The sequence below is a fragment of the Massilia sp. BSC265 genome (assembly GCF_000740675.1).
Lineage (GTDB): Bacteria > Pseudomonadota > Gammaproteobacteria > Burkholderiales > Burkholderiaceae_D > Telluria.
In genome coordinates this window covers 153,296-174,135 of sequence record NZ_JPXI01000033.1, presented here as the reverse complement: position 1 = coordinate 174,135, position 20,840 = coordinate 153,296, and the positions used below count along the sequence as shown (strand labels likewise).

General features: G+C 66.0%; 21 protein-coding genes. 15 read left to right on the top strand and 6 right to left on the bottom strand.

Annotated features, from left to right (window positions below; translation table 11 throughout):
• Positions 1–39: 39 nt before the first annotated feature.
• The 15 genes from nuoL to MA09_RS12860 all read left to right on the top strand — a co-directional run bounded on the left by nuoL (position 40) and on the right by MA09_RS12860 (position 14,352).
• Positions 40–2,160, top strand: coding sequence for an NADH-quinone oxidoreductase subunit L (gene nuoL / locus MA09_RS12930; protein ID WP_036249064.1), 2,121 nt, complete (start codon positions 40–42; stop codon positions 2,158–2,160).
• Between the two features lie 36 nt (positions 2,161–2,196).
• Positions 2,197–3,696 carry an NADH-quinone oxidoreductase subunit M gene (locus tag MA09_RS12925; protein ID WP_036249061.1) on the top strand — a complete coding sequence of 500 codons (1,500 nt, stop codon included), beginning with the start codon at positions 2,197–2,199 and terminating at the stop codon, positions 3,694–3,696.
• A 28-nt stretch (positions 3,697–3,724) separates the two neighbouring features.
• On the top strand, positions 3,725–5,218 hold the full coding sequence (gene nuoN, locus MA09_RS12920) for an NADH-quinone oxidoreductase subunit NuoN (protein WP_036249059.1): 1,494 nt from the start codon (positions 3,725–3,727) through the stop codon (positions 5,216–5,218).
• 12 nt (positions 5,219–5,230) lie between these two features.
• Positions 5,231–5,569: a DUF2818 family protein gene (locus tag MA09_RS12915; RefSeq protein ID WP_036249057.1), complete on the top strand. Its 339-nt coding sequence runs from the start codon at positions 5,231–5,233 to the stop codon at positions 5,567–5,569.
• A 30-nt stretch (positions 5,570–5,599) separates the two neighbouring features.
• On the top strand, positions 5,600–6,166 hold the full coding sequence (locus tag MA09_RS12910; protein WP_036249056.1) for an NUDIX domain-containing protein: 567 nt from the start codon (positions 5,600–5,602) through the stop codon (positions 6,164–6,166).
• Between the two features lie 11 nt (positions 6,167–6,177).
• Complete coding sequence (locus MA09_RS12905) at positions 6,178–6,900, top strand: hypothetical protein (RefSeq protein WP_036249053.1); 723 nt, start codon at positions 6,178–6,180, stop codon at positions 6,898–6,900.
• Positions 6,900–7,655 carry a 2-C-methyl-D-erythritol 4-phosphate cytidylyltransferase gene (ispD, locus tag MA09_RS12900; RefSeq protein WP_036249050.1) on the top strand — a complete coding sequence of 252 codons (756 nt, stop codon included), beginning with the start codon at positions 6,900–6,902 and terminating at the stop codon, positions 7,653–7,655. The genes MA09_RS12905 and ispD overlap by 1 nt, the downstream gene beginning before the upstream one ends.
• A gap of 6 nt (positions 7,656–7,661) precedes the next feature.
• On the top strand, positions 7,662–8,180 hold the full coding sequence (ispF, locus tag MA09_RS12895) for a 2-C-methyl-D-erythritol 2,4-cyclodiphosphate synthase (RefSeq protein ID WP_036249048.1): 519 nt from the start codon (positions 7,662–7,664) through the stop codon (positions 8,178–8,180).
• Positions 8,181–8,263: 83 nt separating this feature from the next.
• Positions 8,264–9,550 carry an MFS transporter gene (locus MA09_RS12890; protein ID WP_081897576.1) on the top strand — a complete coding sequence of 429 codons (1,287 nt, stop codon included), beginning with the start codon at positions 8,264–8,266 and terminating at the stop codon, positions 9,548–9,550.
• 4 nt (positions 9,551–9,554) lie between these two features.
• A complete protein-coding gene (locus tag MA09_RS12885; RefSeq protein ID WP_036249041.1) occupies positions 9,555–9,863 on the top strand; it encodes a hypothetical protein in 309 nt (102 codons plus the stop codon).
• Positions 9,864–9,937: 74 nt separating this feature from the next.
• Positions 9,938–11,665 (top strand): ATP-binding protein, encoded by a 1,728-nt coding sequence (locus tag MA09_RS12880; RefSeq protein WP_036249039.1) that lies wholly within the window; start codon positions 9,938–9,940, stop codon positions 11,663–11,665.
• Between the two features lie 98 nt (positions 11,666–11,763).
• A complete protein-coding gene (locus MA09_RS12875; protein WP_036249037.1) occupies positions 11,764–12,318 on the top strand; it encodes an NADPH-dependent FMN reductase in 555 nt (184 codons plus the stop codon).
• Complete coding sequence (locus MA09_RS12870; protein ID WP_036249035.1) at positions 12,308–12,727, top strand: VOC family protein; 420 nt, start codon at positions 12,308–12,310, stop codon at positions 12,725–12,727. Before MA09_RS12875 ends, MA09_RS12870 begins: the two co-directional genes overlap by 11 nt.
• A complete protein-coding gene (locus tag MA09_RS12865; protein WP_051933410.1) occupies positions 12,724–13,617 on the top strand; it encodes an ion transporter in 894 nt (297 codons plus the stop codon). The genes MA09_RS12870 and MA09_RS12865 overlap by 4 nt, the downstream gene beginning before the upstream one ends.
• A gap of 132 nt (positions 13,618–13,749) precedes the next feature.
• On the top strand, positions 13,750–14,352 hold the full coding sequence (locus MA09_RS12860) for a phasin family protein (protein WP_081897575.1): 603 nt from the start codon (positions 13,750–13,752) through the stop codon (positions 14,350–14,352).
• 30 nt (positions 14,353–14,382) lie between these two features.
• Here MA09_RS12860 and MA09_RS12855 read toward each other — a convergent pair whose 3' ends face one another.
• The 6 genes from MA09_RS12855 to ribA form a co-directional block, all read right to left on the bottom strand.
• Positions 14,383–15,630 carry an acyltransferase family protein gene (locus MA09_RS12855; protein ID WP_051933409.1) on the bottom strand — a complete coding sequence of 416 codons (1,248 nt, stop codon included), beginning with the start codon at positions 15,628–15,630 and terminating at the stop codon, positions 14,383–14,385.
• Between the two features lie 125 nt (positions 15,631–15,755).
• Positions 15,756–16,484 (bottom strand): LytTR family DNA-binding domain-containing protein, encoded by a 729-nt coding sequence (locus MA09_RS12850; protein WP_036249031.1) that lies wholly within the window; start codon positions 16,482–16,484, stop codon positions 15,756–15,758.
• Positions 16,472–17,536 carry a sensor histidine kinase gene (locus tag MA09_RS12845; RefSeq protein WP_036249029.1) on the bottom strand — a complete coding sequence of 355 codons (1,065 nt, stop codon included), beginning with the start codon at positions 17,534–17,536 and terminating at the stop codon, positions 16,472–16,474. The genes MA09_RS12850 and MA09_RS12845 overlap by 13 nt, the downstream gene beginning before the upstream one ends.
• An 88-nt stretch (positions 17,537–17,624) precedes the next feature.
• Positions 17,625–18,590: an FHA domain-containing protein gene (locus MA09_RS12840; protein ID WP_036249027.1), complete on the bottom strand. Its 966-nt coding sequence runs from the start codon at positions 18,588–18,590 to the stop codon at positions 17,625–17,627.
• Positions 18,587–20,044 carry a serine protease gene (locus MA09_RS12835; protein WP_036249025.1) on the bottom strand — a complete coding sequence of 486 codons (1,458 nt, stop codon included), beginning with the start codon at positions 20,042–20,044 and terminating at the stop codon, positions 18,587–18,589. Before MA09_RS12835 ends, MA09_RS12840 begins: the two co-directional genes overlap by 4 nt.
• 83 nt (positions 20,045–20,127) lie before the next feature.
• Positions 20,128–20,769, bottom strand: a complete 642-nt coding sequence (ribA, locus tag MA09_RS12830) for a GTP cyclohydrolase II (protein WP_036249022.1) — start codon at positions 20,767–20,769, stop codon at positions 20,128–20,130.
• Positions 20,770–20,840 lie beyond the last annotated feature (71 nt).

Below are 20,840 nucleotides of genomic sequence, written 5' to 3'. Positions count from 1 at the left end.
TGGTCTCGGTTGATTAACAATAACGATTAAGGTTCAACAATGGCGGGGCAACTCTCTTCCTCAATGTTACTGGCGGTGCCTCTGGCGCCGCTGGCGGGCTCGGCGATCGCCGGCCTGCTCGGCACCAAGTTCTTCGGCAACGTGGTCGGCCGCAAGGTGTCGCATACCGCGACCATCCTGGGTGTGCTCATTGCACTGATCATCTCGGTCCAGACCCTGATGGCGGTGCTCGGCGGCGCCTACTTCAATGAAGACATCTATACCTGGATGACCGTCGGCACGCTCAAGATGGCCGTCGGCTTCGAGATCGACACCCTGTCGGCCACCATGATGTGCGTGGTGACCTCGGTGTCGCTGATGGTGCACGTCTACACGATCGGCTACATGGCCGAGGACGAAGGCTACAACCGCTTCTTCTCGTACATCTCGCTGTTCACCTTCGCGATGCTGATGCTGGTCATGTCCAACAACTTCCTGCAGCTGTTCTTCGGCTGGGAAGCGGTGGGCCTGGTCTCGTACCTCCTGATCGGCTTCTGGTACACCCGTCCGACCGCGATCTTCGCGAACATGAAGGCCTTCCTGGTCAACCGCGTGGGCGACTTCGGCTTCATCCTGGGTATCGGCCTGCTGCTGGCCGCCTCGGGCACCATGCACTACGACGAAACCTTCGCCCAGGCCGGCAAGCTGGTGAACATGACCGTGCCGGGCATCGGCTGGCCACTGCTGACGGCAGCCTGCATCTGCCTGTTCATCGGCGCGATGGGTAAATCGGCGCAGTTCCCGCTGCACGTCTGGCTGCCGGACTCGATGGAAGGCCCGACCCCGATCTCGGCGCTGATCCACGCTGCTACCATGGTTACCGCAGGCATCTTCATGGTGGCACGCATGTCGCCGCTGTTCGAGCTGTCGGACGGCGCACTCTCCTTCATGATCGTCATCGGTTCGATCACCGCGCTGTTCATGGGCTTCCTGGGCATCATCCAGAACGACATCAAGCGCGTCGTCGCTTACTCGACCCTGTCGCAGCTGGGCTACATGACCGTCGCGCTGGGCGCCTCGGCCTACTCGGTGGCCGTGTTCCACCTGATGACCCACGCCTTCTTCAAGGCGCTGCTGTTCCTCGGCGCGGGTTCGGTCATCATCGGCATGCACCACGACCAGGACATGCGCAACATGGGCGGCCTGCGCAAGTACATGCCGATCACCTGGATCACCTCGCTGCTGGGCTCGCTGGCCCTGATCGGTACCCCGTTCTTCTCGGGCTTCTACTCGAAGGATTCGATCATCGAGGCGGTGCACGCGACCAACATCCCGGGCGCCGGCTTCGCCAACTTCGCGGTGCTGGCCGGTGTCTTCGTGACCGCCTTCTACTCGTTCCGCATGTACTTCCTGGTGTTCCACGGCCAGGAGCGCTGGCACACTGCCCATGGCCATGACAGCCATGCTCACGACGCCCACGAGCAGAAACTGGCTGCGGCAGGGAAGGGCGATCCGCACGCCCTGCACGATTCGCACGCCCACCACGAAGAAGATTCGCATGGCCATGACGACCACCACCACGGCCTGGCCCCGGGCCAGAAGCCGCACGAGTCGCCGTGGGTCGTGACCCTGCCGCTGATCCTGCTGGCGATCCCGTCGGTCATCATCGGTTACCTGGCACTCGGCCCGATGGTGCATGGCGACTTCTTCAAGGACGTCATCACGGTCAACCCGAACCACCCGGCAATGGCCAGCTTGAGCGAAGCCTTCCACGGCCCGATGGCGATGGCGATTCACGGCCTGCAGACCGCACCGTTCTGGCTGGCACTGGCCGGCGTTGCCCTGGCTTACTACTGCTACATGGTCAACCCGCGCGTCCCGGCCTGGTTCTATGCCAAGTTCAAGTTCCTGCACACCCTGCTGGACAACAAGTACTACATGGACAAGTTCAACGACGTCGTGTTCGCCGGCGGCGCACGCGCCGTCGGTGGCGGCCTGTGGAAAGTGGGCGACCGCGGCCTGATCGACGGCCTGCTGGTCAACGGTTCTGCCAAGCTGGTCGGCTGGTTCTCGACGATCACCCGTACCTTCCAGACGGGCTACATCTACCACTACGCGTTCGTGATGATCGTCGGCGTGCTGGCAACCCTGCTGTGGTTCTTCCCGTTCTGGCGCGGTTAAGACGGGCCTCGACAAGAGAAAAGCGAAAAGCAAAAAATGATGCAGTCAATTTCTACATTTCCTCCTTACCTGAGCCTGTCCATCTGGCTCCCGATCCTGTTCGGCCTGATCGTGCTGGTCGTGGGTCGCGACAAGAACGCCGGCTTCGTGCGCCTGCTCTCGCTGGTGGGCGCCGTCGTCAGCCTGCTGCCGACGCTGCCGCTGATCATGAACTTCGACAATGCCGCCCACGGCATGCAGTTCTATGAGTCGGCCGCCTGGATCGAACGCTTCAACGTGTTCTACAAGCTGGGCGTCGACGGCCTGTCGCTGTGGTTCGTGCCGCTGACGGCCTTCATCACCATCATCGTGGTGCTGGCGGCATGGCAGGTGATCGAAGAGCGCGTCGCGCAGTACATGGGTTCCTTCCTGATCCTGTCGGGCCTGATGATCGGCGTGTTCGCCGCGCTGGACGGCCTGCTGTTCTACTTCTTCTTCGAAGCCACGCTGATCCCGATGTACATCATCATCGGCGTGTTCGGCGGCCCGAACCGCGTGTACGCGGCATTCAAGTTCTTCCTGTACACGTTCTTCGGCTCGCTGCTGACCCTGGTCGCGATCATCTACCTGTACAACCAGTCGGGTTCCTTCGACATCCTCGAGTGGCACCGCCTGCCCTTGAGCATGAACGAGCAGATCCTGATCTTCATCGCCTTCTTCATGGCCTTCGCCGTGAAGGTCCCGATGTGGCCGGTGCACACCTGGCTGCCGGACGCCCACGTGGAAGCGCCTACCGGCGGTTCCGTCGTGCTGGCCGCGATCATGCTGAAGCTGGGCGCCTACGGTTTCCTGCGTTTCTCGCTGCCGATCACCCCGGACGCCTCGCAGTACCTGGCGCCGGTCGTCATCGTGCTGTCCCTGATCGCCGTCATCTACATCGGCCTGGTCGCGATGGTGCAGAAGGACATGAAGAAACTGGTGGCGTACTCGTCGATCGCCCACATGGGCTTCGTCACCCTGGGCTTCTTCATGTTCAACGACCTGGGCGTGCAGGGCGGCCTGATGCAGTCGATCTCGCACGGCTTCGTGTCGGGCGCGATGTTCCTGTGCATCGGCGTGCTGTACGACCGCATGCACTCGCGTGAAATCGCCGACTACGGCGGCGTCGTCAACACGATGCCGAAGTTCGCGGCCTTCGCCGTGCTGTTCTCGATGGCCAACGCCGGCCTGCCGGCGACCTCGGGCTTCATCGGCGAATTCATGGTGATCCTGGGCGCCGTCGAGTTCAACTTCTGGACCGGCGTGGCCGCGGGTACCGCCCTGATCCTGGGCGCAGCCTACTCGCTGTGGATGGTCAAGCGCGTCGTGTTCGGCCCGATCGGCAACAAGCACGTTGCCGAGCTGACCGACCTGAACGGCCGCGAGTTCGCCATCCTGGGCGTGCTGGCCATCGCCACCCTGTGGATGGGCCTGTACCCGGCGCCGATCGCCGAGACCCTGCAGGTGTCGGTTACCGACCTCCTGCAACACGTTGCAGCTGGCAAATTGCCTCAATAAAGACGCCATGAACGAAATGAACTCCACAATGCTAGCGGCAACCGACGCCAACCTGGCGCCGGTCTATGCCGAAATCTTCCTGCTGATCGCGGCTTCCGCGATCCTGCTGATCGACATGTTCCTGAAGGAGGGAAAGCGCAACCTGACGTACGCGCTGACCCTGCTGACCATCGCCGGTTGCTTCGTGCTGACCTTTGCCGACATGAGCGCCGGCGCCACCGTGTACACCTTCAACGGCATGTACGTGTCGGACCCGATGTCGAACCTGCTCAAGCTGGTGACCTACGTGGCCACCGCGATGACGCTGGTCTATGCACGCCAGTACACGCAAGACCGCGCCATGATGTCCGGTAACCTCGGCGGCGAGTTCTACGTGCTCGCGCTGTTCTCGATGCTCGGCCAGATGATCATGATCTCGGGTAACAGCCTGCTGTCGATCTACCTTGGCGTCGAACTGATGTCGCTGTCGCTCTACGCCCTCGTTGCGATGCGCCGCGATCACGCCATCTCGACCGAAGCCGCGATGAAGTACTTCATCCTGGGCGCGCTGTCCTCGGGCTTCCTGCTGTACGGCATGTCGATGGTCTACGGCGCCACCGGCTCGCTCGACCTGAACGCTATCGCGCAGGCAAGCAGCGGCGTCGACGCCAACCGCACCATCCTGGTGTTCGGCCTGGTGTTCATGGTTGCCGGCCTGGCATTCAAGCTCGGCGTGGTCCCGTTCCACATGTGGGTGCCGGACGTGGTGCAGGGCGCCCCGACCTCGGTCACGCTGCTGCTGGGCGGCGCACCGAAGCTGGCGACCTTCGCCATCGTGGTGCGCATCCTGGTCGAAGGCCTGCCCGCCATGGCCTTCGACTGGCAGCAGATGCTGCTGGTGCTGGCCGTGCTGTCGCTGGCCGTGGGTAACATCACCGCGATCGCGCAGACGAACATCAAGCGCATGCTGGCCTACTCGACCATCGCCCAGATGGGCTTCGTGGTGCTGGGCATGATGACCGGCGTCGTCAATGGCGACAGCAGCAATGCCGCCGCCTCGTACAGCGCCGCGATGTACTACACCATCACCTACGTGCTGACCACGGTCGGCAGCTTCGGCCTGATCATGATGCTGGCGCGCGCCGGCCACGAGGCGGAAACCATCGCCGACTTCAAGGGCCTGGGCAAGCGTTCGCCGTGGTTCGCGGTCGTCATGACCATCATGATGTTCTCGCTGGCGGGCGTGCCGCCGGCGATGGGCTTCATGGCCAAGTGGGCCGTGCTGCAGGCCGTCGTCAATGCGGGCATGGTGTGGCTGGCCGTGGTGGCAGTGCTGTTCTCGCTGGTGGGCGCCTTCTACTACCTGCGCATCGTCAAGACCATCTGGTTCGACGAGGCTGCGGACACCGCCCCGATCAACACCCCGGCCGACATGCGCGCCGTGATGTCGCTCAACGGCGTGGCCGTGGTCGTGCTGGGTGCCGCTCCGGGCTGGCTGCTGGCGGTGTGCTACGCCGCGATGCAGGCCACCCTCGTCAAGTAATCAGGCGCCTGGGTGGATTCCTCCCTCGCTGCCTGGCTGGTGGTCGCGATCTCGATCGCGGCCGCCAACCTGCCATTCCTCACCGAGCGCGTGTTCGGCGTCATTCGCTTGACGCCGAACAGCGCCGGTGACGGCAACCCTTCCTCCGCGCGCACGAAGTCCTTCCCGCTGCGCCTGCTCGAGTTAATTGTTTTATACTTTGTCGTCGGCTTCCTGGCTCGCATGCTGGAATCCCGGATCGGCGGTGTGTTCGCGCAGAACTGGGAGTTCTATGCGATCACCGGCTGCCTGTTCCTGGTGCTGGCGTTCCCCGGTTTCGTCTTCCGTTACCTGCGCAAACGCCGCACCTGATTCCTGTAACGCTGTACAACTGGAGACCGCATGGTTTCAGATTTACGCGAGACCCGCATCGACGGCGGCGTCGCCTATGACGGCAACTTCCTGAAAGTCGAACGCGACCGCATCAGGCTGCCCGACGGATCCATCACCCATCGCGAATTCATCCGCCATCCCGGCGCGGTCGTGATCCTGCCGCTGCTGCCGGACGGCCGCATTCTGCTGGAACGCCAATTCCGCTATCCGAATGCGCAGGTCTTCATCGAGTTCCCGGCCGGTAAGATCGATCCGGGCGAGGACCACCTCGACTGCGCCAAGCGCGAACTCGAGGAAGAGACCGGCTATACGGCCGCGAAGTGGCGCTTCGTCTGCACCATCCACAACGCCATCGCCTATTCGGACGAGCACCTCGAACTGTTCCTGGCCGAAGAGCTCAGCGCCGGAGAACAGAAGCTGGACGAGGGCGAGTTCCTCGAAACCTTCAGCGCGAGCTTGCCCGAGCTGCTCGAGATGGTGAAGCGCGGCGAGATCACCGACGTGAAGACCATCATCGGCACTTTCTGGCTCGAGAAGATCCTTTCCGGCACCTGGAGTCTGGCCCCTGCGGCCTGACGCTTGACGTCATGATGCGGCTGCTCGTGCTTGCCCTCCTGTGCTGGGCCGCGGCAGCCGCATCGGCGGTGCAGGCTGGGCCACGCACCGATTTCCAGGCGCGCTGCGAGGACACCATGGGCGATACCCTGTCGGTGCTGACCGGCACCCAGAACGGCTTTCGCATCGATAACACCGTGGGTTTCCGATCGCTCACGGCCATGAAGGGCAAGGCACCGAATCAAAAGTTGAACCCCGGCCAAGTGGTGCTGGGCCTGACCCGCACCGAGTCGCGCGTCAGCATCAACGTCGGCGGACGCCTGCTCAGCGACCCGGCCAGCGGCTACGAATGCATTGCGCCGCACATCGAGATCAAGCTGTACTACCCTCCGATCGTGGTCTACATCAGCCGCGAATTCCGGCCCGGTTCCTGCGCGTACGAAGAAGTGCTGGCGCACGAGATGCGCCACCTGAACGCCTACCTCGACTACCTGCCCAAGGCCGAGGCCAGGGTACGCCTTGCCCTCGAGCGCCGCTTCGAGGAAAAGCCCCTGTACGCGCGCATCGGACAGGCACAAAGCCTGCTGCAGCGCGAAATCGACCGTGGCTGGATGCCCTACATTAAAAGCGAAATGGCGAAGGTCGAGGCCTTGCAGGCCGCGATCGATTCGCCGCAGGAATATGCCCGCCTCGGCAAGGTTTGCGGAGGTGAGGTACAGTCGCTGCTTCGACCTGTACAGAAACGCAAGCAATAATGACAAACCCGGCAGTACAAGCCAATCCACCGTTGCCGCAGCGCTCGCAGCGTTATTTCGCGCTGCTCCCCGCGGCCGGGGTCGGCGCACGCATGGGAGCGAGCAGCCCCAAGCAATACCTGCAGATCGGCGGCAAGCCGATGCTGCGCCATACGCTCGACGCTTTCCGCTCGAGTCCCCTGGTCGCCCACACCTATGTGGTGGTCAGCGCCGACGATCCCTACATCGATGGCGTCGTTCCGCCGGACGGCGTGACCGTGCTGCGTTGTGGCGGCGCTACCCGCATGGAGTCGATCCGCAACGGCCTGCGGGTGCTGCACGGCAGCATCGGCGTCGACGACTGGGTCCTCGTGCACGATGCCGCCCGTCCCGGCCTGGATGCGGAACTCATCGAACGCCTGATCGTCGAAACGGGTGAGCACCCGGTCGGCGGACTGCTGGCCTTGCCCGTGGTCGACACCGTCAAGCGCAGCGTCGCGGGTAAGGTCTCGACCGTCTCGCGTGACCGACTCTGGCTGGCGCAGACGCCGCAGATGTTCCGCTACCGGCTCTTGCTGCGGGCCCTCGACGCGGCGACCGACCCGTCCGCGATTACCGACGACGCCAGCGCGGTTGAAGCGCTGGGACTGGCCCCCAAGTTAGTGGAAGGGCATCCCCGCAACCTCAAAGTCACGCTGCCCGCCGACATCCGGATCGCCGAGATGTACCTGGCAGCTTCCGAACGAACCTTCTTGATGGATAACGAAGCGAACTGAACCACCATGGCACAAGCATCCTGGAATCCTACCCCGCCGTTCCGCATCGGAACCGGCTATGACTGCCACGCGCTGGTCGAGGGGCGCAAGCTCATCGTCGGCGGCGTGACCATCCCGCATCGTCTCGGCCTGCTCGGCCACTCGGATGCCGACGTGCTGCTGCACGCGATCATCGATTCGCTGCTGGGCGCCGCCGCACTGGGCGACATCGGCAAGCACTTCCCGGACACCGATCCAATGTTCGCCGGCGCCGACTCGCGCACCCTGCTGCGCGAAGTGGCCCACCGCGTGGTGGCGACCGGCTACACCATCGGCAACATCGACGCGACCATCATCGCCCAGCAGCCGAAAATGGCGCCGCATATCCCGCAAATGGTCTCGCGCATCGCCGAAGACCTGGGCGTGTCGCCGCAGCAGGTCAACATCAAGGCCAAGACCAACGAGAAGCTCGGCTTCCTCGGACGCGAAGAGGGCATGGCCGCGGAGTCCGTGGCCATGCTGATCCGCGCTGCCGAACCGGGATGACATGATGATGCTCTGACATGTACGTGCATATGCACTATAATCCTTCGGTGGCGCGATCTGGCCCAACCGAGTAGGAGCCGTACATGTCTCACCTGAACGAGCAAGGAGCGATGACGCCGCGCGCGGCCTGGATGTTGATCCTGGCCGCCAGCACGATCCTGATGATCACGATGGGTGCCCGCCTGACCACAGGCCTGTTCCTGTCGCCGATCAATACTTCTACCGGCCTCGGCGTCGCCACGATCAGCTTCGCGATGGCCGTGGCCCAGCTCATGTGGGGTGCTTCGCAGCCCGTCTTCGGCGCCATCGCCGACAAGTATGGCGCGGCCAGGGTCATTGTCATTGGCGGCATCATGCTCGCCGCGGGTACCGCCGCCACCCCCTTCGTCGAGTCCGAGTGGGGCTTGTTGCTCACGATGGGCATCCTGTCCGCAGCCGGTGCCGGGGCCGGCAGCTTCTCCATCCTGATCGGCGCCACTGCCCAGCGCCTGCCCGCGGAGCGCCGCGCCTTCGCGTCCGGCTTCATCAATGCCGGCGGTTCCTTCGGCCAGTTCGTGTTCGCACCGCTGATGCAGGCGATCATTGCCGGTGCCGGCTGGGTGACGGCCATGCTGACGATGGCGGCCACGACCCTGCTGACGATTCCCCTTGCGCTCGGCATGCGCAACAAGAAAGCAGCCGCACCAATGACGAGTGCCGGCGTTGCCGCTGCCGCGCCAGCCGCCACCGCGCCGGCAGTGCCGGCGCCACCCGGCATCACACTCACCGAACAGCTGCGCCGGGCCATGCGCGACCGCAGCTACCTGTGCCTGCACCTCGGCTTCTTCACCTGCGGCTTCCATATCGCCTTCCTCGTCACCCACTTGCCGCAGGAAGTCGCCCTGTGCGGCCTGCCGGCCGGCGTCTCGGCCACCGCGCTGGCCCTGATCGGCCTGTTCAACATTGCGGGCAGCCTGGCCGCGGGCGCGCTGGCCGGTCGCTATCGCATGAAGTCGCTGCTGGCCATCATCTACGCCAGCCGCGCCGTGCTGATCGTGATCTACCTGCTGGCGCCCAAGACTGCGCCGACCTTCTACCTGTTCGCGGGTGCCCTTGGCTTCACCTGGCTGGCCACCGTGCCGCCCACGGCCGGCCTGGTCGGCAAGCTGTTCGGCATGCGCTACCTGGCGACCCTGTTCGGCATGACCCTGCTGTCGCACCAGATCGGCGGCTTCTTCGGCGCCTGGCTGGGCGGCTTGTCCTTCGTCCGCTTCGGCGACTACACCTGGATGTGGTACGCCGACATCCTGTTGGCCCTGGGGGCCGCGCTCGTCAACCTGCCGATCCGTGAAGCGCCGGTGGCCCGTCCGGCGGGCTGGGCGAAGGGCTGAGCCGATGGCGCGTGACACCTGGGCCTACCGCGACGTTGCCGTCGAATCCGCCATCGATCCGCGCACCGGGCGGGTATGCATCCGCCCGGTCTCGGGCCAGGCCTACGCGACATCGCTGCGGATACAATGTTCGCGCGCACTCGGCGATCTCGAACGCTATCCGCTCGGCACGCGCTTCCTGGTGTCGGCCAAGCTCACCGACCGCCAGGGAGGGGAGCCTTTCCTCTATGTGTGGCACGGCGATCCGGTGGTGGTTCTCTCCGCTGCCGCCTTGAAACGTTTTCTTGCGGAGCGCAAGCGGCTGCGGATCTGAGGCGCCGCCGGCGTCCCGGGCACCCGTTGTTTCCCGGACACGAGAGTTCCCAACAGTTGGGTTAGGATAGGAGGATGGACGGTCACCTTCTTCCTGAACAATTCAAAGCGATCTTCGAGGCACTGCCGGGCGCCTTCCTGCTGCTGTTTCCGGATCCGGACTTCACCATCGCAGGCGTCAGCGAAGAGTACCTCCGCGCCACGCTGCGCCGGCGCGCCGAGGTCGTCGGCCGTCCGGTCTTCCAGGTCTTTCCGGACAACCCGGACACGCCGGAGGCGAACTCCACCCACAACCTGTCGCGTTCGCTGCGGCGGGTGGTCGAGACACACAAGACCGACGTCATGGCAGTCCAGCGCTACGACGTGCCGAACGCCGACGGCACGGGTTTCGAAAAACGTTACTGGAGTCCGGTCAATGCACCCGTATTCGGCCGCGATGGCGAGCTGCTCTGCATCATCCACCGTGTCGACAACGTGACCGAATACATGAGCCTGCTCGAAGAGCATGCCCGGCAGCGCAGCTTGAGCGAACGGCTGAGCGCCGACAACCTCAAGATGGAAGCGGAGATCGTCCAGCGCAGCCGCGAACTGGACAGGCTCAACGATGAACTGCGCGACGCCAACGGGGAGTTGTCCGAGTATGCCCGCCGGGCCCGCGAGGAGGCGGTGCGCAAGGATGAGTTCCTGGCGATGCTGGCCCATGAATTGCGTAATCCGCTGGCGGCGATCTCGTCCGCCCTGCAGCTGTGGAATGTCGTGCCGGCGGACGAGCAACGCAAGGCAAACCTGCTGGACATTTGCCGGCGCCAGGTAGGCAACCTGACCCGCTTGGTGGACGACCTGCTCGAGATGTCACGGATCGACCGCGGCGCGGTGGAGCTGCAGCGCGCGCCGCTCGACCTGCGCGACGTGGTCGAGGATGCGATGCACGCGGCGCGCGAGCTGTTCGAACGGCGTGGACTGGGCGTCGCGACGCGCATCGCACCCGGTGGATTCGCCGCCTACGGCGACGCGGCCCGCCTGGAGCAGGCCTTGAGCAATCTGCTGACGAACGCAGCCAAGTACAGCGAGCCGGGCGGGCATGTCGAGGTCAGCCTCGAACCGATCCGCTCGGGGGACGCGGCCTGGGCCCGGATCGAGGTGAGGGACGAAGGACGCGGCATCCCGCCGGACAAGCTCGAGGCGATCTTCGACATGTTCGTGCAGGTGGACGTCAGCCTCGACCGTTCTCGCGGCGGGCTGGGCATCGGCCTGGCCCTGGTACGCGCGATCGTCGAGCTGCATGGCGGCCGGGTCGCGGCCTGGAGCAAAGGCCTGGCCTATGGCAGCAGCTTCACCATCGAGCTGCCGCTGACGCCGCAGTTGGTACAGCAACAACGCGAGGACCGCTGCCTGGCCCCAGGCGCCACGCCGCTGCCTCAGCCATCGGGCAGCCTGCGCCGGGTCCTTATCGTCGAGGACAATGTCGATGCGCGCGATACCCTGAGGGATCTCTTGAGCGCGTCGGGCTACCTGGTGACGGCGGTCGACAATGGCAGGGACGGGCTGGAAAAGATCATCAACGAGGCGCCGGACCTGGCCATCGTCGATGTCGGCCTGCCGGGGCTGGACGGCTTCGAAGTCGCCCGCCGCGCGCGTACCGCGATCGGCAATGCCACCCGGCTGGTTGCCTTCACCGGCTATAACTCCCCGGCGGTGCGCGCCGCCGCGCTGGAAGCGGGGTTCGACATGCACGTCCCGAAACCGTGCACGGCGGAGCGCCTGGCAGAGATCCTGAGGCCACCCCTTGACGGTCCTGCTTGAGTGCCGCGTGCATGGGAGCCGGCGCTGGCGCCGCCAGCGCGATGCTGTCAAATTGGCTACCATCACGCTTTGCAACCGGAACTGTTGAAAGGAACGCCATGACCACTCGGAACATTGCCATCATCGTCGGCAGCCTGCGCAAGGACTCGTTCACCCGCAAGGTGGCGCAATCGATGATCGAGCTGGCGCCTGCCAGCCTCAGCATGGAAATCGTCGAGATCCGCGACTTGCCGCTCTACAACCAGGACGACGAGACCGACAATCCGCCGGCCGCGTTCACGGCTTTCCGCGAGCGCGTCAAGCAGGCCGACGGCATCCTGTTCTGCACGCCGGAATACAACCGCTCGGTGCCGGGCGCGCTGAAGAATGCGATCGACGTCGGCTCGCGCCCGTACGGCGCGGCGGCCTGGGCCGACAAGCCCTGCGCGATCGTCAGCGTCTCGCCCGGCGCGCTCGGCGGCTTCGGCGCCAACCACCACCTACGCCAGATGCTGCCCTTCCTGAACATGCCCTGCATGCCGGCACCGGAAGCCTATGTCGGCATGGTGGCGGGCAAGTACGAGGGCGACAGGCTCATCGACGAATCCAGCCGCGCCTTCTTCCAAGCCTTCATCGACACCTTCGCCGCCTGGGTCGAGCGCCATGCCAGGTAATCCAATCGCTGTCCGCGGGCTCGACCACATCGTACTGCGCGTGGCCGACCTCGAGGCCATGATCGCCTTCTACGGCGAGGTGCTGGGTTGCCGGGTGGAGCGCCGGTGTGACGACATCGGCCTGGTCCAGCTGCGCGCCGGCCATTCGCTGATCGACCTGGTGCCCGTCGACGGCAAGCTGGGACGCGAAGGCGGCGCAGCGCCGGGTGTCGGCGGGCGCAACCTCGACCACCTGTGCCTGCGGGTCGACCCTTTCGACGAAGCGGCGATCCGGGGGCACCTGGATGCGCATGGCGTCGCCGCAGGGCCGGTCGAATCACGCTACGGTGCTGAAGGCGAGGGGCCGTCGATCTACCTGCGCGACCCCGAACGCAACACGGTCGAGCTCAAGGGGCCGCCGGCACGATGAGCGCAAGGAAGCGCCAGCGCGACGCCTTCTTCCCGGTCGACTACGCCGGACCGCCGGGAGGATGGCGCGCGCGCGTACATGAGGTCATCTTCGGCATCGACACCCCGGCGGGACGGGCCTTCGATATCGTGCTGGTGGCGGCCATCCTGCTCAGCATCCTGGTCGTGGTGCTCGACAGCGTACCGACGATCGGCGGCGCCCATCGGAAGGTAATGTATGCCCTCGAATGGTTCTTCACGCTGCTGTTCACGGCCGAATACGCGGCGCGGCTGCTGACGGTGCGCCGGCCGCTGCGCTATGCCCTGAGCTTCTACGGCATCATCGACTTGCTGTCCGTCCTGCCGACCTATATCTCCCTGCTGGTACCTGGCAGCGAAGCGCTGCTGGACATCCGCATCCTGCGCCTCCTGCGCGTGTTCCGCATCTTCAAGCTGACCCTGTACATCGAAGAGTACACGCGGCTGGGCGAGGCGCTGGCCGCCAGCCGGCGCAAGATCATGGTGTTCCTGTCGGTGGTGCTGATGGCGGTCCTGATCCTGGGGACGGTCATGTACGTGGTGGAAGGGCCGGAGCACGGTTATACCAGCATTCCCATGGCGATGTACTGGGCGATCGTCACCATGACCACTGTCGGCTATGGCGACATCACCCCGCATACGCCGCTCGGCAAGGGCATTGCTTCCTTCATGATGCTGCTCGGCTGGGGCATCCTGGCGGTGCCGACCGGCATCGTCACCGCCGAGATGACGGCGCGCCGCGGCGACCGCCGCCTGGGCCCGACGCGCCCGGCGCGCACCTGTGATGCCTGCAACAGCAGCGGCCATGATGCCGGCGCAAACTTCTGCAAGGATTGCGGCGCCGAGCTGCCTGCGGCGCTGGCCCGCCGATGAATCCCGACCGGTGCACGTTTGGTTTACATCAAACGTGTTCCCGCCAGTCTCTTTAGCCTTCTACCTTCGTGTCACGGCTGCTTCGTCGGTCGTGGCGTGCCTTTTATTGCAACCACATAATGAGGTCAATGCATGTATTTCCTTCCGCAATCCGTGACCCCGGCCGTGCGTACCCACATGGACGCGCAGACCGCCTTCCTGAATGACATGTCCAAATCGATGTTCCGCTCGTTCCAGCAGATGTGCGACCTGAACATCCAGCTCGTCCAGACCATGGTCGAGGAAAGCACGCTGGCGAGCCAGCAGGTGCTGAGCGCCGAGCGCCAGACCGAGGCGCTCAGCGCCGCTTCCGCGCGGGCCCAGCCGACCACCGAGAAGCTGCGCGCCTACCAGCAGCACCTCTCGCGCGTTGCCGCCGATGCCCAGGTCGAGCTGGCGCGCGTGACCGAGCAGCACGTGCAGAACACGACGCGCACCGCACGTGCCCTGGTCGATGAGGTAGCGCGCACCACCGCCGAGGAAACCGAGCGCAATCTCCGTAACCGGCAAGAAGCAATGCGCAACATTGCCGATCCGTTCGCACAGCCCAATGGCGATGCCCACGCCGCGTCGGGTGGCAATGGCGAGGCGCAGCGGGGCCAGCAGGCGCAGCAAGGCCAACAGGGCGGGGGGCAAGGCGGCCACCAGGCCGGCGGCGGCCAGGGTAGCCGTCCGACCGGCGCCCAGACGCACTGAGCGCTCGGTGAGTAGATAGGGCCTGGGTGTCTAACCGGCCGTAGCCTGCACATCAGCAGGCTGCCTCAGCGCCGGCGGGGGAGGGGCTGCTTCCTCTGCCGGCGCCACATCGCGGCGCCGAGGCGCCAGCCCGAACAGCGGACGCATTACAGGTGCGCGCCTGAGCAGCTCGAAGGCGCCGAAGCTGAGGCTCACGGTCAGCACGACCAGCAGCACGGCCTCGGTACCCGGGGCGATTCGCAGCGGCTTCATCCCATGCGCGAGGACGACGATGAGCGTTTGGTGCAGGATGTAGACGGGGAAGATCGCTTCGTTCAGGTAGCGTCGAGCAGGGCCGTCGCGGTCGAGGTGGCGCGCGGCGAACCCGCAGGCGGCCACGATCGCACTCCAGGCCAGCAGGGCATATATCGCATGCATGATCGCCCGAATCACGGCCGCCACTTGCGGGCCAACCACATCATACGTCACCGCATTCCACATCACCAGCAAGGTCCAGCCGGTGGCGGCGATACCGAGCGCCTGCCAGCGCAGCAGCGCGGGCCGCGTCCAGAACCCCGGCACCCGCGCCACCAGTGCGCCGAGCAGGAAGGGCAGGAAGGACATCGCATGGTTGTACCAGTCGCCGACGACACTGTGGTTGGTCGGGAAGTGCTCGACCAGGTTGATGCGCGCCAGCGCGAGCACGGCGGCCGGTAGCGCAATCAGCCTCCAGCCCTGGAGCAGGGCCCCGGCGCGCGCCGCGATCCGGTCGAAGCGCGTCCCCAGCATGCCGGTGATGGCGCCGAGCAGCACCGTGTAGATCCACAGGTAAGCGACAAACCACAGGTGGTTCCAGGTCGGCAGGATCAGGCAATGCTCGCGGCAGAAACCGTTGTAGGCTTGCAGGTACAGGCCCATGAAGGCCGGATAGCCGTCCGCATAGCCCAGCTTCTCGACCACCTCGAGATAGGGCTGCGGCGGCACGATCACCAGCATGCCGAAGACCAGCGGCACCAGCAGGCGTACACTGCGCCGGTGCAGGAAGGAGGCCGTGCCGAGCTTGCGCAGCATCATGCTGGCCCCCACGCCCGCGACGAAGAACAGCAGGCCGAGCCGCCATGGCGAGGAAAGCATCATGAAGGCTTCCGGACCGGTGCCTGCGAACGGGCTTTTCACGTGCCAGTCCCAGCTCACGTAGTACATGCCGACGTGGTAGAGGATCAGGACGAAGAAGGCAAGGATGCGCACCCAGTCGAGGAAGTACAGGCGCGTGGCGGATGGAGGAATGTCGCGGTGCATGGCTCGCTCTCGTTGGAATAGTGGCGCCAGCATGCCGTGATGGGCTGAGCGCGGCGAGCGCTTTGTGGCGAGATGGGTCCGCCATGGGGCGGAACGGACGGCCGATCCGTGCAGGAGAGGAGTGCCTAGGCGGCCTGGAGCGCAGCCATGAGTGCGCCGCGGTACTGGCGGCTGCAGGCTACTTGCGCGCCGCTGCGCAGCACCAGCTCGCAGTCGCCCTTGTCGAGCGGGACGATACGTTCGACGGCGTCGGGACGCACCGCCGCGCGCCGGTGGCAGCGCACGAAACCGCTGCCCAGCTGTTCCAGGAGCGCGGACAGGGTCTGGCGCAGCAAGGGCGCTCCCCGCGCCGTGTGCAGGACCACGTAGTTGTCGGCCGTCTCCAGCCATTCGATGTCGGCAACCTGCACCACGCGCGTGGCGCCGCGCTCCGTCACCAGGAGCTGGCGCGCCGGCAGGCCGGACGATGTGGGAGGCCTTGCAGCGCCGAGGCCCTGCAAGGCATGCCGCCCGCGCAGGCGTTCCAGCGCCCGCCTCAGGCGCGCCTGGTCGAAGGGCTTGAGCAGGTAATCGACGGCGTTCGCATCGAAGGCGCGCAGCGCGTACTCGTCGTAGGCCGTGACGAACACGACCAGTGGCGAAGGCAGGGGCAGCGAGGCCGCCAGGTTGATGCCCGACAGCTCCGGCATCTCGACGTCGAGCAGCAGCGCGTCAGGTCGGAATCCCGGCAGCATGCGCAGCGCCTCGATGCCGTCGGCCGCTTCGGCAATGGCCTCGATGCCCGCTTCCAGCGTGAGCATGCGGCGCAGGCGTTCGCGCGCCGGGCGCTCGTCGTCGACGATCAGGATGCGCATGGCATCCTCAGTTCGGTCCGCACGCCGGAAGGCAGGAGCTGGGCCAGGGTCAGGCTGGCAGCGCCGCCGTGCAGTCCCGCCAGGCGCGCGCGCAGGTTGGCCAGCCCGATGCCCGACCCGCCGTCGTGCACTTCCTTGCCGAGCATGCCGCCATCATCCTCGATGCGCAGGACGAAGTCCTCGCCCTCGCGCGCCGCGCTGACCGTGATCCGGATCGTATCGCGCCGGCGTTCGACCGTATGCTTGAACACGTTTTCCAGCAGCGGCTGCACGCTCATCGCAGGCAGCGACACGCCCAGCACCGTGCTGTCGATGCGCCAGTCCACCTGCGCGCGGCCGTCGAAGCGCCCCTCCATCACGCCGGCATAGGCGCGCGCCAGCCGCAATTCTTCCTCGAGCGTGGCCAGCGGACGCTGGCCAAGCGCCAGGGCGGCGCGCAGCAGGTCGGCCAGTTGCACCAGGGTGGCGTCGGCGCGCGCCACGTCGGTGTGCATCAGCGAGGAGACGGTATTGAGCGCGTTGAACAGGAAGTGCGGCTGCATCTGGCGCGCCAGCGACTGCAGTTGCGCTTCGCGCAGCAGGGCATTGGCTTGCTCGGCGCGCAGTTGCGCGCCAAGCAGTTCGCGGTAGGACAACAGGCCGAAGCCGATCACGGTGAACAAGCTTGCGAACACCGTCACCTTCAGCGATTCATAAACGAACAGCTGCGGCCATGGTGCATGGCTGTAGCTGTGGCCTGCCAGCGCATACACGGTGTGGCGAATGCCGAAGGCCAGCGGCACGAAGGCAATCCAGTAGAGCGGCAGGATGCGCGCTTGCAGCGCGAACCAGCGCCAGGGCGCCACGACCAGGCGATCGTAGCGGGCGCTGATGCGGCGCTGGACCATCAGCAGCGCCGTGAGCGCCAGTGCCGAGGAGGCTTCCCAGAGCACCGGCTGCCAAACCGCACTGCCGCCGTCGCGCCGGTAGTCCTCGACGGCAGCGAACGTCATCAGGGTCCAGAACAGCAGCCAGGCGATGCCGGCGGCGATCTTGCTGCGGGTCGAATTCATGGGCACGAGCGCTGTTGCGATGCCCGGATCATCCTGCATCCGCCGGCGCTTGTCAAAGCGGCAAAGCCAGGCCGGGCCTGCCGCCCGTTCAGTTGCCTCCACCGGCCGCCGGCTGGACCTCCCGCTCTTCTTCCAGCTCAGCGCGCATCGCCTCGACATCGGCGATGTACTCCGCCACCGTGGCATCCGGGCTGGCGCGCAGTTCCGGCGGCAGCAGCACCGACATGTAGAGTTCGTCGGCGAGGCGGCCGTGCTGCTGCTGGTTCACGATCAGCACCAGCCCGGATCCCAGCACGGCCGCGGCGGCGCAGATTGCACGCAGCCGGCGCCGCAGGGACGGCTTGATCGTCGCCAGGTGGAAGTAGATGATGCCCGCGACGGTGGCCACCGCCACGTGCGAACCGTAGCGCGTGAGCCATTCCAGCGACCAGGCATAGGCGATGACGGCCGCGAGCAGGCGGAAGCCCACCAGCGCCGCCACTCCGCAGCCGAAGATGAACAGGTGCCGCCCCAGCCGCGTATAGCGGCCGAACAGGCGGTTCAGGAAAGCCCACAGGCTGCTCCATAGCAGGGCCGCGCCGATGCCGGCGCCCGGGGCCAGCACATAGTTCAGCAGTTCGAAGGGCTCGGCATCCAGCAGCCAGGTCACGAACAGCGCCACCAGGCCGGCCAGCAGCACGCCCACGACGCCGGGCAGCAGGCCCTCCCAGCCGTGCATGGTGCGGTCGCGCAGTTCGGCCGGCACCGGGAAATCGGCCGCTCGCACGCGTAGCGAGGTGTGCCCCATGCGCACCACGGTGTCGCCGCCGAGGGTGAGTTCCTTGACCCGCTTGCGGCCGATGTTCAGGCCATTGCGCGTGCCGAGGTCGCGCATCACGAGCGCGCCGTCGGGTCCTTGTTCAATGAGGGCGTGGTGGGCGGCGGCATACTCGTCGTCGAGGATAAAGTCGTTGTCGTAGGCGCGGCCGACGCGGATCGGCAAGCTTGCCGCGCGATGCCGGTGCAGCACCTCGCCGTTGCGGGCCAGGATCTCGACGGTCCAGGGACCTTTCATCGTGCGCCTCCCGGTTCGGCAGCGGGCGCTGGAGCGCGCCGGATATTGCGCCCGAACGAGCCGAGGAAGGCGCGGGTCACGCGCATGCCGTTTTCATAGGACACGCCGGACACGTCCAGCCGGCTCTGCAGGCTCGATTCGGCCGCATTGGTGCTGGCGATCAGCAGGGTGAAGTTGTACAGCCCCCCGAACTTGCGGTAGGCGCGCACGCAGGTCACGGCGCGCAGCGGGAGGGTGCGCGTGTGCACGAAGCGTTCCGTGCACATCGGCTTGGTCAGGTGCCCGCCCCCCGTGCCCCCCAGCTTGGCCGAGCCGAACAGGCGGCTGCTGAGTGCCGCGAAGGGCAGTCGGGCCAGGTTGTCGGAACGGATGTACTGGTGGGTCATCGACACGTGTCCGGTCTGCTGGGTCGAGGACACGTAGATCGCCGACTCCATCGCGCAGCTCATCGAGTCCGAGGTGTAGGCGGTCTCGGCCTTCACGTTCGAGCGTCCCCAGCAACGCAGCTGGCCCGATTCGCGCACCGGCACCAGGTAGGGTCCCATGCTCTTGATCGCCAGCGGCTCTTCCAGCAGGCGGTCGACCATGCCGCGCTGGTGCTCCAGCAACTGGGCCGCGATCAGCGGGTTGAAATCGTCCGGCGGGACCGGCTGGCTCTCCACCTTGCGCAGCAGTTCCTGCACATACTTTACCGGCACCAGGAAGCTGACCGACTCGCCGTCGCGCCGCTTGGACACGTTGACGCCGGCCACGGTGCCGTTGCTGGTCACGCTGGGGCCACCGCTCATGCCGGAATTGATCGGCCCGCCGAACATGAGCTGGTCGTAGAAGCTGCGCGTAACGATGCCGTTGTAGGCGCCTTCGGAAATCGCGAAGCCGAGGTCGAGAGGATTGCCGAGCGAGTACAAGCGCTGCCCCTGGTTCAGCCGCATGGGCCGCTCGGGCACCTTGAAGAAGCCGCTGCCTTCGCGGTTGACGCGCAGGACGGCCAGGTCGCGCAGCACGTCGACGGCCAGCAGCTCGACCGGGCCGCTGTTGCCGTCGGTGTCGATGTATTCGGCGGTGTAGACGTCGGGGTCGAGCGCCATCTGCGACACCACGTGGTAATTCGTGACGACCAGGTTGCCGGTGCCCACCAGGAAGCCCGAGCCGACGGTGGACTGGGTGCGGCCGTTCTTGAGCAGCATGCGGATCTGCAGCAGGTCGCCGCGCGCCGCGGAGTACAGGTCCTGGGCGGCGGAGGAGGGCGGCGGCAGGGCGTCCTGGGCGTCGATCTCGCCCGGCGCCGGGGCCGGCGGCGTGGCGCCGGGCGCGGCCGTGGGCGGTAGGTGTGGAGGCGGCGCCGGCACCGTGGTGGCGCTGGCGCGCGGTGGGCGGTCAGCCTGCTGTGGCGGTGCGGTGGCTGCGCCCGCCGCGAGGCAGTAAAGCAGGAGGGCGGCGGCAGTCCGTTTCATGCAATCCAATCAATGGCAAGAAAGAAGCACTATCTTGCCATCGGACGCGGGCGCCGTGCGCGCGCTAGGGTGGACGGAGGAAATCAGGACGCGTCGGCAGGCACCTCGGCGGGGCCCATCATGTGGCCCAGCTTGGCCTGCTTGGTATTCAGGTAGCTGTTGTTGAACGCATTGCGGTTGACCAGCAGCGGCACGCGCTCGGCGACCCCGATGCCCAGGCGGGTCAGGGCGTCGATCTTGCGCGGGTTGTTGGTCATCAGGCGCAGCGAGCGCACGCCGAACTGCGCCAGCATCGGCTTGCACAGCTCGTAGTTGCGGGCGTCTGCATGAAAGCCCAGCTGCAGGTTGGCCTCGACCGTGTCGGCGCCGGCTTCCTGCAGGCGGTAGGCGCGAATCTTGTTGACCAGGCCAATGCCGCGGCCTTCCTGGCGCAGGTACAGCAGGACGCCGCGGCCTTCCTCGGCGATGCGCCGCAGCGCGCCTTCGAGCTGGGCGCCGCAGTCGCAGCGCTGCGAGAACAGCACGTCGCCGGTCAGGCATTCGGAATGCACGCGCGCCAGCACCGGCTCGCCGTCGCCGATGTCGCCCAGCACCATCGCCAGGTGCTCCTTGCCGGTCGAATGTTCGATGAAGGCATGCAGCGTGAATTGCGCCCATGGGGTCGGCAGGGCGCACGAGGTGACGTAATCGAGCAGCTGGTCGGTGTTGACGGGTGGGGTGGACATGGCGGTTATCTTGGCGTTTCTTGTTGTTGCATGGTGCACAGGGCGGGTGCGCACGGCAGCGTGCGAATCGG